This window comes from Chitinophaga sp. LS1 (assembly GCF_034274695.1).
Taxonomy (GTDB): domain Bacteria; phylum Bacteroidota; class Bacteroidia; order Chitinophagales; family Chitinophagaceae; genus Chitinophaga.
On sequence record NZ_CP128362.1, the window covers coordinates 4256114 to 4271749 of the forward strand.

Consider the following 15636-nt stretch of genomic DNA (forward strand, 5'->3'; position numbering starts at 1 on the left):
GTAGATTAGTTTGATAGGGTGATCGTATTCCAGCCTTCTTTAGCGGCAAATACCTGCTGTTGGCTTTTTCCACTATTATCCAGGTATTGTATTTCGAGATGCATATGCTGTGTGGTGGCATTCTTCAGGCCAAAGAAGATATCAGTTGTGTTTCTGCCTGAATGGCCATTGCCACCATCGACAAAGCTGGTTTGCTTTAACTGGGTGCCTTCATATAAACGGACAATGGCGCCAATGGCGGGTCTTAAACAGGAATCATTTACCGGTAGCAAAACCCTTAAGCCGATAAAACCATTCTTACCTTTGTAGTTGTTCTGGTAGTAATAGGAAGTCTCCCATTGGTTGGCGACTACAAAGTCCAGGTCTCCATCATAATCCAGGTCACCCACTGAGATGCCACGGGATATCTGTGTATCATCCATACCCAGTTCAGCAGCGAGATCATAGAATTGACCGGATGCGGACCTGACAAAAAAAGGATGGTGATAATGCCCGGACAGGTCATCTCCCAGCTTGAAATTGGGCCATGAAGCCGGGTAGGCCAGCAGATCATCATTACCCAAAGCGAGCTCCTGCAGCTCCGGCCAGCGATCGGCAGTACCTTTCATAAAACCGGTTGCCTGAATGGCTTCGTTGACACCATCATTGTTGAAATCTCCCAATTTCGAATCCCATCCCCAGGAACTTCTTGATAAACCCAGTTCTTCACTTTGGTTCACGAAGGGCGCAATGCCTTTGTTGAATTTGTCTATCTCACCAGTGTTGATGAAAGCAAAATGCGATTCCTCCAGTGCATATTCAGCGGCAATATTGCTGACATAGATATCCAGTAAGCCATCGCTGTTGATATCGCCGATGCCGGCGCCCATTCCTTTATATGAGTCCTTGCCTAAAACGCTGGAAGCAGTAGTAGTCAGTTTACGTTCACCATACAGTAGCTTAAATTTTAACCGGCCGGGAACAGACTGGTTCAGCAGGAATTTATCCGGACCAAAGTCATTGGCCAGGTATAATTCGGGCAGCATGTCACCATTAAGGTCAACAGCAGCAACAGCCAGTGTCCAGTCTTCCGGGTTTTTAATACCATCAGACCATGTTTTATCTTCAGTAAAGACAGCGTTTTGCAGTTCAACACCTTTACACAGGAAGAAGTGATTTTTCCCGCCATTTGCTGCTCTTGACATGGAATGCTGCATGGTCTGGTCCTGGTCAGGTGCTACATTGTCCAGTACACGGGAGCCATCAGGGAAGTAGTTGGTGATGAGGATATCCACTTTGCCATCGCCGTCAAAATCAGCGAGTGTAGCTGCATTGGAGAACCATCTTTCACCGCTTGTCACCAGTTCCGTCTCTTTGAAGCCAATGTTGTCAGCGTAGAAAATAACAGGCGTTCTGCCCCAGTAATAGACGAGTATATCGGTTTTGCCATCAGCATTGAAATCATAAGTGAGGGAGCCCATTGGGGCCATTGTAGCTGAGTCATAAGGCAGGAGCTTTACATCCAGTCTTACAGGTGGCTCCCGTTTTTTGATAGAAGAGATGAGCACCGCATCAAACCGGGGGTCTACGTGGATGATATCATCACTGCGACCATCATTGTCGAGATCAGCAATCGTCACCGCAGCACCTACAGAAGAGATCCATGCGGCTATATCTTTATATTGCGGGTGTACATCCCGGATTAATTTCGGCGTTCCTTCCGTCACAGGCAGGTCCATTCTCGAAAAGGAGAAATCAGCGGCCAGCGTTGTTCTTTCTGCTGGTGTAAGCTGTGCTTTTCTGGCAAAAATGAAACATACACAAACGACGATGACGGCCAGTGCTTTGATCAGGTAATTGTTAATCATATTAAGCGATTAGGGTCTTTGAGTATAATTCTTCAGCGATCATTTTTCTCCAGGAGTAGTATTGCGTAAAAGCATCCTGTTGCGCATCCACTTTCAGCAGTGCCCGGTCAGTTATTTCTGCTACAGAGGACAGGCTATAACCAGTGATAGCGGTAATGGTGTTATTAGTATCTGCGGTGACCGTTTCAGCCCTTTCCCTGGCTTTGGCAGCAAATGCTACACCCTGTAAAAGGAAAGGCAGATGGGAGCCCGTATGCTCTTTTAAGCGCTGTAATTCGGCTGGTTGAGCACCGCCGGCATATACAGCAGCCAGTCCAACACCAGCCCACAGATCGGCATGATAAAGGGCAGGGAATGCATAGAGCGTTTTTGCCACGTTATCTACCTCTGTACCGCAGGTGAACCAAAGGGCACGTCCTACACCCTGATAAAAAACATGTGTGGCAGCCTGGGAGAGTTTAGGCAATATTTGCTGCCGGATTATTTTTTCAGTTTTAAAATAGGCTTCGTGGAATCCATATCCATCGATGATCAGCCATCTTAAGAGGGGATCATAACGGGATAATATGTTTTCTACATGAAAAGGCAGTCTGGCATAAGCCCATCCTATACCAACATGCAGCATATATATATGATGGTTGCCTTTACCACTGAGAAAATCAGGAATGCACTTGTTCTGTTTGGCTTTAAAAGCATCTTTCACAGCCATGCCCATAGCAGCACCTTCATAGGAAAAACCTCTGAACAGGTTTGTCTTCTGGTCCAGCGATCGGCATAACACGGCCTGGTCATCAATATCCAGGCAATGATGGTATCCATCCAGGAAAGCAATACCTATATTTTCCAGTAAGCTGGCAGCATGGGCATCCTTTACAAAAAATCCTCTCTTTTTCAGGGAGGCTTCTTTGTAGGATACCTTGAACAGGTTGTAGATCATAGTTTTTCAATTCTTTTTAACAGCTCAGATGGTACATTCAGCACGCCTGCGTTTACAATACGGGGCAGCATTTTAATTTTCCAGACAGGATCCTGGCGGAACACCGTTTTAAACACATCGAGGGCACGATCATCCATGCCTTTATTAGCCAGTTCTACAGCATACCAGAACTTCATCTCGCTATTGCCGGGATTTAATTTTTCAGCCTTATTAAAGGCTTCATCAGCAGCGTCGGGATCGTTTTTTTCCAGGTAGTAGTATCCCAAATTCACAGCATCGTAGGCAGTTTTAATGATATAGATCCTTTTCAGTTCTTTGATGGGATCGGGGTTATCTTCCACCCTGATATCAACTTTACGGTCTAACCATATTTTTCCGGTAGGCTTCTTTCTTACAACGAGCAGGCAGGCTGATTGCTTTCCCCGGATATCACCACCGGCGGCTTGAGCGGCCTCCAAAGCAGCGATCATTCTAGCGGCCAGCGGACCATCCGTTTGTTCATAAGCAGCAGCCATCATTTTCCACACGTCTTTACTTTCAGCGGTATTTGCCTGAACGGAGTAAAACCTACCCTGCTGATGACCGGCTTCCGCTACGCACATTTTACCTGTACTGACAGCGATATTGCCATTGGTATCGAGAATAGCCAACTGTCTTATATCTCTGGCAGGATCTGCCTGCAACAGTTTGTGCAATACACTGTCTGGCGATATACCCTTTTTCAGCAAGGCCATGCCATTAGGCCCAAAGCCAATATTCACCACAGCCTGTGTAGCGATAATCCCGGCCCCGGCTTCACCCCATGCTACAGTAGTACCTACTGAGAACCAATGGGACTGAACAGCTATACCCATATCTCCTGTTTCCGGATCAAATGCTACAATCGAGAATGTATGCGCAAAAGGTTCTTCATTAATGTATTGTCCATGCATCCATTGAGGATGTATGAGCAGGTACATACAGATGAACAACACATGGAATCTGTATTTCAGCATAGGAATTAATCAAGCAAGTAAGGATTTCATTTTAAAGGCCAGTCCCATACTCCCGTCAATGTTGATTTTCCCCTCCATCAATGCCAGTATGGGATTGAGCTTTCCGCTTTTCATTTTATAAAAGGTGTTCAGATCCGTTTTAACGACACAGTTTGCCTCAACATCATCCTGGCTAATAATATTTTTTTCCCCTGTACCGTCAATAAGGAAGATATGTTCTCCCATTACAAGCTTCATTTTAGCTTGAATGGGATCCATATCTTCTACCTGAACTCTCATCTGGTCGAAGATTTCAGTTAATTCCATTAAATTTATTTTATGCTGCGCAAAAGATGATTTCGATGTTATTATTTTTTGTAACCAGGTTATTACTTTCTATCTGGTACAGGTTAGCGCTTGTGGCAGAGAATGTTTCCAGTTGTGAGCAGGCCCTGGCAGATGCATCTTTGATGGCTAACTCACCATCGAAATAAATATTATACTCGAAATTCATTTCCATTGTAGAAGGGAAGTCCTGGTTGAGGTAGTGGGATTTTACGCCACTTTTGAGGTTATTGGTTACTTCAAAACGAACTTCTTTACCTAGTAAATTGCTGTATGCGCTACCGTTCCAGCTATCGAGTGCGATGTCAATATAGCGGAGGCCATCACGTTTTTTTCCGGGGTTTTTAGTTGTGAAGTGGAGCGTGCCATCTAACACCAGTACTTCTGTGTGTCCATTCTTAGTGATGGCAAAAGTTGGATTTGTATTGGTGTAATAGGCGGCAGTCGTAGGGAATGTCTCCTGGGATTCGCCTATGGTAACTTTCATTTTTTCCTTTTTGGGGAAGGAGAATGCGCCAGGTACTAATGGGGCACCAGCAAGGAAGATGGCCATGTTTTTACCAAAATCTCTTCTTTTCATTTGTTTAAGATTTTAAGGATTAGACATACTCAATACATGATTGATAACGGAGATCACGTCTTTTAATAATGGCATGACGCCAAACGTTTCTTTCATTCCTTCAATCTCTATTCCCCGACGGGGTTCCATGATGTAGTGTCCATCGTTCTGCAGCACTTTGAGGTTGCGCTGAACAGTGTTGGCATACCACATGTTTTCGTTCATCGAGGGAACAAAAATTACCGGGGCCTTGGCAGCTACGATGGTAGTAGATATGAGGTCATCACAAATACCATTGGCAGCTTTTGCTATGATGTTAGCAGTAGCAGGCATTATCATGATGAGATCAGCTTCCTGTGTAAGTTTGATATGAGGCACGATGGTATCAACACTTACATCGTAAGTGTTGGTAAATACTTCATTACCTGAATGTATTTTTAATGCATATGGAGTGACAAACTTTGTAGCATTATCTGATACCATGATGAAGACGCGTGCATTCAATTCTTTCCTTATCTGCAGGACATAAGAAGGCATTACAACCGCAGCGACAGCCCCGGTAATGCAGACTAAAATGGTCTTCAAAAATTCTGATTTACCTGTAAGAATGAATTTGGACTACATTAACAGGCGCAGGCAACTACATCAACAGTAGTGTCTTCTCCCAGTGTCATGCTTTTTCCGGCTACACGGAACATATCATTAGGCTTTGGCGGGAAGCTGTTGATCTGACCTTCAGCAGAGCCACTGAGGCCGGATTTGATTACTTCACCATTTACCATTACCTCGTATTCCATGTTGAATTCGAGCTTAGAAGGGAAGTCTTTGTTTAACTGAAGGGCAGTAACTTTACTATTGTCGCCCAGGTCTGTGATTCTGAATCCGATATCACAACCTAATAATTTGCTGGTAGCTTTTGCTTCCCAGTACTTAACATCCACGCCCACATGGCGGTTGCCGCCATCATTTTTTTTAGGGTCAGATGTTTTTACTTCCATTTTAGCATCAAAAACGAGAATTTCACGTTCCCCTTTACGTGTAATCAGGAAAATTGGATTGGAGTTGATAAGAAAAGTGTTTGCGGAAGGGAACATTACTTCATTTGAAGATGTCGACATACAAGTTGATTTAAAGTGTAAACAAAAAGGAGTAATAACCGAAAGGAGATGGGATCTACTTTACAGCACGTAATTCAATGGTTACATGAATTAGGGTACATATAGGTAATTATTAAGTTAGTTCGCTATGGGTTGTAAATGTAGCTATAGGTTGAATATATCCGGGCAACTTGGTAAATCCTTAAAGAATATACCTAAGTTAATTTTTTATTTTTAATAAAACAAGTTAGAACAACTAATATTTTTTCTGAGTAGATACAGGATGAAGTTATTTCATAAGTGCCAATTAGAGGTTTCCACCTATATGGTGTATAGTAGACAATACTTGACATAATCCGGGATTATTTCCCCCAAATCTGCCCAAAGCAGGAAATGAAATTTTACGTTGGGCTACCTTAAGTACTCATGCTCAATTATATCCTCTTTGATGAATAATGATCAATTTTTGATAATTCAATTCAAAGGGGAAAGGGGGCAAACTCAACCTGATGGGACCTGAAAATATAACGCTTAGCGATGTTGCACTTCGATTATCTTCTTTAACAGATAAACCTGTACGTTACAGACAGGAGTCCTTTGAGGAAATCAAATTCCGTTTAAACAATTGGGGAATTGGAGAAACAATACAAAACGAACTAATAGATCTATTTAAGGCCTTGGGTGATCCCAATGGCGCTTATGCTACTCCACGTACTCCCGAGGCATATACAGCTACCTCGTTTGATCAGTTTGTAATAAATAAGCTAATGCCGGTATTACTATAATTTTGAAGAATTTTTACTGAATAAAAAGGACTTTGTGGAGTGTTGAATGAACTTGCTTTCAGTACAGATACTTATTATTTGGGAAAGCTAAAAGAAGATGTGTATGGAAAGAATACCGTTGGTGATTATGATTTCTGTGTATACTATAATTAATGGTGGGTTGATAGGGGATGATACAATTGTAGCAGGAGTTGTCGCAGGTCGTATTCCGGTCAAATGGTGTGTCTTTGGTGTCAGAATGATTAGTAAATAAGGTGGGAAGCGGTTTTTTTGAGAAACGAAAATTACTGTAAATCAATGATTTAAAAGGTTGTAAAGTGCTCATCAGCGGTAAGTTATCGATTGCGCTATGCAAAATCCTTGAGGTGGGATTTATAAATGAAACACCTTGAAATTATCCGGCAGGTAATCAATTCTGCCCGACAAGGTCTAGTCAACTACTGGAAGCGAGTTTTGCGTAGTCATTATAGATGATGGCGCGAAGTGTAGACAGCGACTGCTGACGGTATGCTATTGAGACTCGAAACTGTCCTGAATGTTGAAGCTTTAGTTGTTCGAAATGCTTAAGCAACATCAAACCTGCGTTATTGACGATTAGGGGCGATTCGACCGGGGGCTAAGAACATATCAAAGGCAGACAGGGGTAGTACGGGAACACAGGAGAGCCTAACGTCTCCCATTGAATGTCTGTTGTTTTTCAAATATACTCATTTGGAACCTTTGATTGCATGAGAATAAAGTAGTAATAAAATCGGCCGGAGTTGTGCTATTCGCTTAATGCGGATATCCCTAATCATTCTCTCTGTGGTAGCTAAAATTAAGGAAAAGCTAGAAAGAAACAGTTATTCGACTCCTGTGATCCTGACTTAGAAAAAAAAACTTGCATTTATGCAGGGCTTTTGTTTTAGCAAGTTCCAGGTAAGAGAAACTGATCAGTTTTTTTTGGAGTGTTTGTTGATGTATATCAACTTTATTAATAAGGAAAGGAAGTAAATTTGATTATTGATGTTATCTCCAGTAATGGAGCCGATTATCCAAAAAAACAAACTAAAATGGCAAGTAAAGTATTTAGCGAACTGGAAGAAATACATGTGGCTGCCTGGAATGAAAAAGATAGGGCAAGACGGGATGAGCTGCTTAAAAAGATCTATTCAGATGATATTAAAATGTATGATAATGAATTAATTCTCGACAGTTTAAAAGCAGTATCGGATTTTATTGGAAAGCTTATAGCTGAAGATCCTGCTTATAATTTTTCCGCAGCCAAACCTATTGAATCACTTCAAAACAGTGCAAGGCTTTTCGGCCACATTCAAACCAGTAAAGGAATGTTAAATAGTATGGACTTTTTTCTTATCGAGGATGAAAAAGTGAAACATTTATATGCTTTTTTGACGCCTGCGGACCATTAGGTCTGGATTATCGATTATTAAGTGGCGAATCTATAAATCCGAAGCGGGTGTTTCATTTAATTGAAGCACCCGCTTCGTGAATACATGATTTTTTATTAAGTAGTTTGTTCACCAATAGCCCACCGACTTTCTTTACGTATATTAAACCACATTTGAAGAAAAAAACGCTCTTTGGCAGGCCCAATAAATGCTTCTGTATGGAGTGTATCGCTATCCACGGGCATAATTTGAAAATCACCCTTTTTCATGGATTCAGGCATTTCCTTAATTTCACCATCAATTAGTAGTAAAACTGCCTAAAAACCTGCATGTGGATGAGGTTGACGTATATCAACGGATACCTATATGGAGGGCCTCGTTAATTTGGCAATATTTTTTAGATTTGTAAAATGGTTACAGCACTTCTTAACTATTTAATCAAACAATCGTCTACACCTCTTTCAGATGTGGATAAACAGTTAATCCGAAAGGCATTTGTACCTAAGCAGTTTAAGAAAAGGCAGTTCTTATTACAGGAAGGCGAAATATGCAAATACATTTCGTTTATCGTAAAAGGGGCGGTCCGCCAATACACTGTCGACGATAAAGGAAATGAACGTGTACTGAATTTGGGTATAGAAAATTGGTGGATGTCCGACAGAGAAAGCTACCACAAACAATCGCCTTCTATATACAACATAGATGCCTGGGAAGAAACCCAAGTGCTAATGCTACCTAAACTAGATGGGTGGTATGATAAAGTAAATGCTATTCCTGCATTTTGTGAAATGCGGAAAAAACTGGACGATGCCCATCACATGGCAATGCAGTGCAGATTAAATTCTGCAATCAATAATACCGCAGAATATCGATATGATGAACTAGTTCAGAAATATCCAGAATTCCTGCAACGATTTCCACAACATATCATTGCCTCCTACTTAGGGATGACTAAAGAAACACTTAGCCGTATTCGTAACCAACAGCCCAAAACTTTACACCCGTAATACAAACATGCTGTTTTAAGTGTCTCGGTTGGTCATTTTTCTCAGAAAACAAACTTCGAACCACAGAACCGAATGTAATATTAGAGTTGATAAGCTCAGAAGAAGAGAAAAAAAGAAAGGTCGGAGAATTCTCCGACCTTTCCACTAGTGTGCCCAGTAGCGGTAAGTTTTCTAACCAGGTGTGTTTGATAATTAATAAATTGTATCAGCTATTCGTACTGAATATTCCTCATTTCCTATAAACTTGTATTTAAATTCTGCGTATTTAGCTCATTGTTTCTGCCGGCAAACTGGGGACACCCTGGTTTCGATCATTCATCCCCGCGACCTGTTATTGTGACTGGTTAAGATGCACAGGATAAAATATTGACGTCAGGTAGATCCCGGCATGTCCTTATATATGGATATTTATTTCCTGAAATGATCCTTGTCTTTGCGGCATAAATCATCAACAATGCCCGATATAGAAAGAGTCATCGCCGTCTATGACAAAACAACCAAAGACTTCATTCCCCGGAAATGGCCTTTGTCTTAAGGCTATTCTTTTCTCAGGTTTGTCACAGGGTTCACTAATGCCGCTTTAATAGCCTGGTAGCTGACCGTTAATATTGCAATTGTGACTGACAATAAACACGCAAGCGCGAATACCCACCAATGAATACTAACACGATATTCATAATCCTGTAACCATTTATACATACTCCAATATGATAATGGCGCTGCTATTAAAAATGAAATAATGACCAGCTTTACAAAATCTTTGGATAGTAAAGCCGTAATGCTGGTTACAGATGCGCCTAGCACTTTCCGCACACAAACTTCTTTTATCCTGTTTTCTGCCATATATGTAGCAAGGCCAAATAAGCCAAGGCAGGAAATAAAAATGGTAAGTCCTGAAAATAAAGCGGCTAAAATCCCCTGGCGCCGTTCATTATCGAACTTCTGCGCATATGCTTCATCCACGAACTTATACTCAAATGGATAGTCTGGGTTATATTTATTGAAAATAGCAGCTGCCTTTTTTATATTTTCAGTAGTTGCGTTATTCCCATTTAGTTTTATCTGCATCACATTGAAGGTCATAAAGCGACTCTTAGCACCACATATCAATATGGGTCTTGTTCGCTCATAAGGGCTGGTAAGAATAAAATCTTTAATAATCCCTACAATATGCCAGTCAATGCCAAGGTCACTTACTACTTTACCAAGAGGGTCTTTGAACTTCATTACTTTCAACGATGATTCGTTTATGATCAACCCTGTTGAATCGGAGGGGAATTTCTCCAAATCGAAATCACGGCCTTGTATAAATTGCAGGCCTGCTGTAACCCCCAATCCTTCATCAGATAAGTACCGATCGAAAGATGTCTTGTCATTTGGGTCTTTTCCTTCCCAGTCCTGTCCCCATCCATTACTCCACCTTTCAGTAAGGGGAGAATTTGTTTTTGTAACTGACTTCGCAATACCTGATTGAATCAATTCATTTTTTATCAATGTATAGTTCTTAGGTATATCTCCCGTCATGAAATGATAAACAAGATTGTCTTTATTATACCCGGTTGCCCGCTGACTAGCATAGTCTATCTGTTGTTTTACGATAATAGTACAAATAATAAGAATGATGGCACAGGTGAACTGCAATACAACCAGCGTTTTTCTTGGTGTGATGAATGCATTTACTTTTTTAAACGTACCTTTCAATACCTTAACGGGTTGGAAAGATGATAAAAAAAATGCGGGATAACTGCCGGCCAGTAAACCGGTGAATAAGATAAACCCGATAAATGCAATCCATGTATAGATATTACCAAAGTTTATGAATAGTTTTTTCTCCGTAAGCTGGTTGTAGCTGGGTAAGCTTATCTGAACAATAATGATAGCTGTAATGCCTGCCAGAAAAGTGATAAAAACAGATTCTCCGATAAACTGGGTTATGAGAGTGGTTTTTCCCGCACCCACTACTTTTCGTATCCCTACTTCCTTTGCCCGCTTTTCACTTTGTGCGGTACTCAGGTTCATAAAATTGATGCATGCAATCAATAATATCAGACCCGCGATGATGCCAAATATTCTGACGAATGTACTACGCCCTCCGTTGTCTTCCACACCATTAGTGAAGCTTGAATGTAAGCGCCAGCGGGTAAGGGGATAAATAAACATTTCCCATTTCATCATCTTGGCTTCGCTATTGTAATGCTGTTTTAATTCTTTTATTTTAGTAGCGACAGCATTAAAGTTAGAATTTGGATTTAGCAATACATAAGTACGGGTGCTGTTATCGTTCCAGCCTAATTCCTGTCCCTCTCCGTAATTTAAAGATGACCAGGGCAGTAAGTATTCAAAATTAAACCTTGTATTGTCAGGCAAATCTTTTAGAATACCCGTAACTGTGAAATTCTCTTTATTCTCAATTTTAATAATTTTCCCCATAGCCTCTTCATGGCCGAATAAACTTTTAGCTGTTTTTTCAGTGAGCACTATGGAATGCACATCATTCAATGCCGTAGAAGGATTGCCTTTCAGCATCGGAAAGCTGAACACCTGGAGAAAACCAGTATCAACGGTAGCTCCCGACTTCATTATTTTTTTATCATCAACTGAAAAAAGGGAATTACCATTCATCTTTACTCTTACTGCGTGCGCTACTTCAGGTACATCTTTTTCAAGGGCAGGGCCCGTCAATGAGGCTACGGAATTCCAGCAGGTGATCTTACCTTCAATTGGTACGCGATTCCACACCTCGTATATCCTGTCTTTATGCTCATGAAACTCATCATAGCTTTCTTCGTTTTGTATCCACAGCATAATGAGTATTGCAGCAGCCATGCCAATTGCAAGGCCTATAATGTTAATTGCAGAAAAGCCTTTATTACGCAGAAGATTCCGGTAAATGAGTTTGAAAAAATTTCTAACCATGATATATCAATTCATTCGTTGAAATGTAACAAGCAGGATTTGGGGAAACTATAGGCCAAGACAATGCCAGATAATTATATGATTGATTTACAACTAAGTATAATGGTGTCATAAAAGCCGGCTTGTTCATTTTCAATTCGAAATCGTCCGATTCTGAACACGGTCTGAAGATAAGATTTAAACCGGGTTAATGTGATCATCATAACGGAAAGGAAGAGAAGCTTAAAGAACACAGCCTGAGATAGAAAAATTTTCAGCGGAAGCGTTTAATGAGATAAAGGCAGAATTATCAAATGGATTTGCAACAATTTCTGCTTGTCATGCTACTTGTCAATAATAGTGGTAGAATGCGTTAAAACCTGTGATTTATTGATAAGAACAAACTAAAAAAGGCTCCTTAATCATCGATTACAGAGCCTTAGGTGCCCAGTAGCGGTAAGTTCTCGAACCAATTATTATTGATAATGAAAAAATTGTCTTAATCCCATTCCCGCATGATTCAGTTGTTAAGTTTCAAGACATCCGCTGTAGCAGAAGAGTATTCTACCAATGGTACATGGACCAGGAAATCTGGTGCTACTATTACTACTAACGGAACCTGGGTTCTGAACGGCAATAAAGTAACTGCCACAATAGGTAATGTAATTGTAACCAACACGATCAATATCCTGTGTACAGGTCAATTGGCGCTGTTGATGGATCCGATCAATGGCAGGGGGGATAGGAGAATTTCATCAAAGTAACCCAATAACCAATAATTGATACAACTACCGCCTTAAATTTTTTAGGGTGGCTTTTTATTTTCGGGTAGTCTGTAAGAGAATAGTCACCTACTTCTAAAAATAAACAGCGGTCATTTTTGAACTTTTTCATTCGCTGAATACTTTTTCTTTGCAGAAAATTGCCTGCCGATCTGTGCATGCAGCTGAAATGCTTAACCGGGTTAACATAAATAAGTTTGTTAATTGGGTTATTTGGAATAAGTTTAATGACTGTCTGATTGACAATTTTACTTATTTTCCATTAAAGACCACCCTCATGTTATGAAAAAACTAATCGTATTTATTGGATTATTTGTTGCCGGATCTTCCCTGGGCCAGCAGTATAAGAGTTTTCCTATGTGGGATTACACGCTGCCTGTGGAGCAACGTGTCAATGATCTGGTTCACCGGTTGACGCTGGAAGAAAAGGTGGGGCAGATGGTCAATGCGGCTCCTGCTATCACCCATCTCGGTATACCAGCCTATGACTGGTGGAATGAAACGCTTCATGGCGTTGCCCGTACTCCTTATCACGTTACTTCTTATCCGCAGGCCATTGCCATGGCTGCCACCTGGGATACTGCTGCTTTGTTCCTGATGGCAGATTATTCGGCCACCGAGGGCAGGGCCATTTATAACAGGGCTACGGCTGAGGGAAAGAACAATGAACGGTATATGGGGTTAACCTACTGGACACCCAATATCAATATATTTCGTGATCCCCGTTGGGGCAGGGGACAGGAGACCTACGGAGAGGACCCCTACCTGACCGCTAAACTGGGAGCTGCATTTGTACGCGGACTGCAGGGCGATGATCCCATATACCTGAAGGCTGCTGCCTGCGCCAAACATTTTGCTGTACACAGCGGTCCGGAACCCAGCCGGCATTCCGATGATATTCATCCTTCGCTGCATGATCTCTGGGATACTTACCTGCCTGCTTTTCATGAACTGGTTGTGAATGCGGGTGTTGCCGGCGTAATGTGCGCATACAATGCCGTAGATGGTCAGCCTTGCTGTGGAAATGATCTGCTGATGACCAACATTCTGCGAAGGCAATGGAAGTTCACCGGTTATGTAACCAGCGATTGCTGGGCACTGGATGATTTTTTCAAATACCATAAGACCCATAAGGATGCTACGGCAGCAGCAGCAGATGCCCTCATTCATTCAACAGATATTGAGTGCGGCACCTCGGTCTACTATTCGCTGATCAATGCAGTAAAAACCGGGTTGATCAGCGAAGCTCAGCTGGATACTTCTCTCAGTAGATTATTCACCATACGGTACCGGCTGGGTTTGTTCGACCCTGTATCACAGGTTAGGTATGCACAAACGCCCGATTCAGTACTGGAAAGCCCGGAGCATGATGCCCATGCCCTGAAAATGGCCAGGGAATCCATTGTTCTGCTGAAAAACTCGGAAGGCATACTACCGCTTAGTAAAAAGATAAAAAAGATAGCGGTGATAGGGCCCAATGCTGATAATAAAATAGCAGTTCTTGGCAACTATAACGGAACCCCCTCCCGGGTAGTGACCGTTGTGGAAGGGATCAGGGAAAAGCTGGGTCCGGACGTAACACTTATCTACGAAAAGGCGATCAATCATACTAACGATACCCTGCTGAATTACCGGGATATTACCGCTATGCTATCCTTTAAAGGGAGTCCTGGGGTGCAGGCAGCGTATTTTGACAATGAGCGGCTGGAGGGTACACCCCTGCAGACCCTCATCGAAAAGGATATTGACCATTACTGGGCGGAAGGACAGACACCTGCACCTAACCTGAAGACCATCCATTATTCAGCCAGGTATACCACCTTTCTGAAAGCAGCAGCAACGGAGATAATGAATTTTGAGATAGATGGAGATGACGGCTATCGCCTGTTTATCAATGACTCTTTGATCGTTGATGCCTGGACAAAGAACCGCTGGGGTGCAAGACCCTTTGTATTATCTGCCAGGAAAGACAGCAGCTACAAAATCGTGGTTGAATTTCATCAGAATGAGGGCAATGCCTTTATCCGGGTAAAAGCCGGCGACAGGGTAAAAACTGACTTTGCTGCTTTGGCAGGAAGGCTGAAGGATATAGATGCCATCATTTTTGCCGGCGGTATCTCACCGCAACTGGAAGGAGAAGAGATGCCTGTAAGTGTGCCGGGGTTTGACGGTGGTGACCGCACTTCCATTATGTTGCCCAAGGTACAGACAGCGCTGCTGAAAGCCTTACAGCAAACCGGTAAACCGGTCGTTTTTGTGATGATGACCGGCAGCGCTATTGCTATTCCTGAAGAGGAGGTGAAGCTACCTGCCATTATCAACGCCTGGTATGGAGGGCAGCGGGCAGGTACTGCTATTGCGGATGTACTTTTTGGTGATTATAATCCTTCGGGACGCCTGCCGGTGACGTTCTATGCATCAGATAAAGATCTGCGTTCTTTCACAGACTATTCTATGCAGAACAGGACTTACCGCTATTTCAGGGGGAAGCCTTTATATCCATTTGGGTATGGATTAAGCTACACTCATTTCTCTTATAGTGAGCTAAAGGTGGCAGAAAGTGTCCGCAAAGGGACGCCGGTCAGTATCAGTGTATTGTTGACTAATACAGGGCAATTTGATGGGGATGAGGTGGTACAGCTCTATGTAAGTCACCCCGGGGTGGCAAATGCACCTGTAAGGGCATTAAAAGGTTTTCAGCGCATATCGTTGAAACATGGTGAAAGTAAAAAAGTATCATTTACATTAACGACAGAAGATCTTTCTCTGGTTGATGACAATGGAATACGATATCAACCTGGAGGAAAAACAGTGATCAGTATAGGAGGAGGACAACCGGGGCAGGCGCATGGAGGTATGAATAAGGTGTTATTGCATACGGTGATGGTCCGGTAGGTTGAAAAATTTAAAATGGGGCTGACCCAAAAAGTCAAAAAGGGCTTTTTGGGTCAGCCCCGCATTTTTTGTGCCCAGTAGCGGTAAGTTTTCGAACCAAATTACATTGATTATTAATAAAT

General features: G+C 42.1%; 14 protein-coding genes. 5 read left to right on the plus strand and 9 right to left on the minus strand.

All coding sequences use genetic code 11. The annotated features are described in order from the left end of the window. Positions 1-5 precede the first annotated feature (5 nt). The 7 genes from QQL36_RS17635 to QQL36_RS17665 are packed head-to-tail and all read right to left on the minus strand — an operon-like array spanning position 6 to position 5780. On the minus strand, positions 6-1847 hold the full coding sequence (locus QQL36_RS17635) for an FG-GAP repeat domain-containing protein (RefSeq protein ID WP_083725875.1): 1842 nt from the start codon (positions 1845-1847) through the stop codon (positions 6-8). Position 1848: 1 nt separating this feature from the next. Continuing rightward, positions 1849-2784 carry a DUF1702 family protein gene (locus QQL36_RS17640; RefSeq protein WP_321570470.1) on the minus strand — a complete coding sequence of 312 codons (936 nt, stop codon included), beginning with the start codon at positions 2782-2784 and terminating at the stop codon, positions 1849-1851. Continuing rightward, positions 2781-3779: a DUF1028 domain-containing protein gene (locus QQL36_RS17645; RefSeq protein ID WP_321570471.1), complete on the minus strand. Its 999-nt coding sequence runs from the start codon at positions 3777-3779 to the stop codon at positions 2781-2783. Before QQL36_RS17645 ends, QQL36_RS17640 begins: the two co-directional genes overlap by 4 nt. Before the next feature lie 9 nt (positions 3780-3788). After that, complete coding sequence (locus tag QQL36_RS17650) at positions 3789-4085, minus strand: SCP2 sterol-binding domain-containing protein (RefSeq protein ID WP_083725881.1); 297 nt, start codon at positions 4083-4085, stop codon at positions 3789-3791. A 10-nt stretch (positions 4086-4095) separates the two neighbouring features. Next, complete coding sequence (locus QQL36_RS17655) at positions 4096-4683, minus strand: hypothetical protein (RefSeq protein WP_083725883.1); 588 nt, start codon at positions 4681-4683, stop codon at positions 4096-4098. 12 nt (positions 4684-4695) lie between these two features. Beyond that, positions 4696-5247, minus strand: a complete 552-nt coding sequence (locus QQL36_RS17660) for a flavoprotein (RefSeq protein ID WP_321570472.1) — start codon at positions 5245-5247, stop codon at positions 4696-4698. A 38-nt stretch (positions 5248-5285) separates the two neighbouring features. Further along, positions 5286-5780, minus strand: coding sequence for a hypothetical protein (locus tag QQL36_RS17665; protein WP_083725887.1), 495 nt, complete (start codon positions 5778-5780; stop codon positions 5286-5288). A gap of 488 nt (positions 5781-6268) precedes the next feature. On the opposite strand from QQL36_RS17665, the gene QQL36_RS17670 reads away from it, so the two are divergent. Continuing rightward, on the plus strand, positions 6269-6544 hold the full coding sequence (locus tag QQL36_RS17670; protein WP_321570473.1) for a hypothetical protein: 276 nt from the start codon (positions 6269-6271) through the stop codon (positions 6542-6544). 1052 nt (positions 6545-7596) lie between these two features. Continuing rightward, positions 7597-7956: a glyoxalase gene (locus QQL36_RS17675; RefSeq protein ID WP_083725964.1), complete on the plus strand. Its 360-nt coding sequence runs from the start codon at positions 7597-7599 to the stop codon at positions 7954-7956. Positions 7957-8051: 95 nt separating this feature from the next. On the opposite strand, the gene QQL36_RS17680 is transcribed toward QQL36_RS17675, so the two are convergent. After that, the gene (locus QQL36_RS17680; RefSeq protein ID WP_179091220.1) at positions 8052-8204 is read right to left on the minus strand and encodes a hypothetical protein; all 153 of its coding nucleotides are present in this window, start codon (positions 8202-8204) and stop codon (positions 8052-8054) included. Between the two features lie 141 nt (positions 8205-8345). On the opposite strand from QQL36_RS17680, the gene QQL36_RS17685 reads away from it, so the two are divergent. Beyond that, on the plus strand, positions 8346-8942 hold the full coding sequence (locus tag QQL36_RS17685) for a Crp/Fnr family transcriptional regulator (protein WP_321570474.1): 597 nt from the start codon (positions 8346-8348) through the stop codon (positions 8940-8942). Between the two features lie 537 nt (positions 8943-9479). Here QQL36_RS17685 and QQL36_RS17690 read toward each other — a convergent pair. After that, positions 9480-11858: an ABC transporter permease gene (locus QQL36_RS17690; RefSeq protein ID WP_321570475.1), complete on the minus strand. Its 2379-nt coding sequence runs from the start codon at positions 11856-11858 to the stop codon at positions 9480-9482. A 494-nt stretch (positions 11859-12352) separates the two neighbouring features. On the opposite strand from QQL36_RS17690, the gene QQL36_RS17695 reads away from it, so the two are divergent. Both QQL36_RS17695 and QQL36_RS17700 read left to right on the plus strand, forming a co-directional pair. Next, entirely contained in the window at positions 12353-12601 is a 249-nt protein-coding gene (locus tag QQL36_RS17695) for a hypothetical protein (protein WP_321570476.1), read from the plus strand. A 300-nt stretch (positions 12602-12901) separates the two neighbouring features. After that, complete coding sequence (locus tag QQL36_RS17700) at positions 12902-15514, plus strand: glycoside hydrolase family 3 C-terminal domain-containing protein (protein ID WP_321570477.1); 2613 nt, start codon at positions 12902-12904, stop codon at positions 15512-15514. Positions 15515-15636: the final 122 nt, after the last annotated feature.

Bases quoted from the DNA above. Each gene is read 5' to 3' on its own strand.
- QQL36_RS17640 (WP_321570470.1), bottom strand. From the start codon at position 2,784: ATGATCTACAACCTGTTCAAGGTATCCTACAAAGAAGCCTCCCTGAAA.
- QQL36_RS17635 (WP_083725875.1), bottom strand. From the start codon at position 1,847: ATGATTAACAATTACCTGATCAAAGCACTGGCCGTCATCGTCGTTTGT.
- QQL36_RS17690 (WP_321570475.1), bottom strand. From the start codon at position 11,858: ATGGTTAGAAATTTTTTCAAACTCATTTACCGGAATCTTCTGCGTAAT.
- QQL36_RS17700 (WP_321570477.1), top strand. From the start codon at position 12,902: ATGAAAAAACTAATCGTATTTATTGGATTATTTGTTGCCGGATCTTCC.
- QQL36_RS17685 (WP_321570474.1), top strand. From the start codon at position 8,346: ATGGTTACAGCACTTCTTAACTATTTAATCAAACAATCGTCTACACCT.
- QQL36_RS17645 (WP_321570471.1), bottom strand. From the start codon at position 3,779: ATGCTGAAATACAGATTCCATGTGTTGTTCATCTGTATGTACCTGCTC.
- QQL36_RS17695 (WP_321570476.1), top strand. From the start codon at position 12,353: ATGATTCAGTTGTTAAGTTTCAAGACATCCGCTGTAGCAGAAGAGTAT.
- QQL36_RS17655 (WP_083725883.1), bottom strand. From the start codon at position 4,683: ATGAAAAGAAGAGATTTTGGTAAAAACATGGCCATCTTCCTTGCTGGT.
- QQL36_RS17650 (WP_083725881.1), bottom strand. From the start codon at position 4,085: ATGGAATTAACTGAAATCTTCGACCAGATGAGAGTTCAGGTAGAAGAT.
- QQL36_RS17680 (WP_179091220.1), bottom strand. From the start codon at position 8,204: ATGAAAAAGGGTGATTTTCAAATTATGCCCGTGGATAGCGATACACTC.
- QQL36_RS17670 (WP_321570473.1), top strand. From the start codon at position 6,269: ATGGGACCTGAAAATATAACGCTTAGCGATGTTGCACTTCGATTATCT.
- QQL36_RS17675 (WP_083725964.1), top strand. From the start codon at position 7,597: ATGGCAAGTAAAGTATTTAGCGAACTGGAAGAAATACATGTGGCTGCC.
- QQL36_RS17665 (WP_083725887.1), bottom strand. From the start codon at position 5,780: ATGTCGACATCTTCAAATGAAGTAATGTTCCCTTCCGCAAACACTTTT.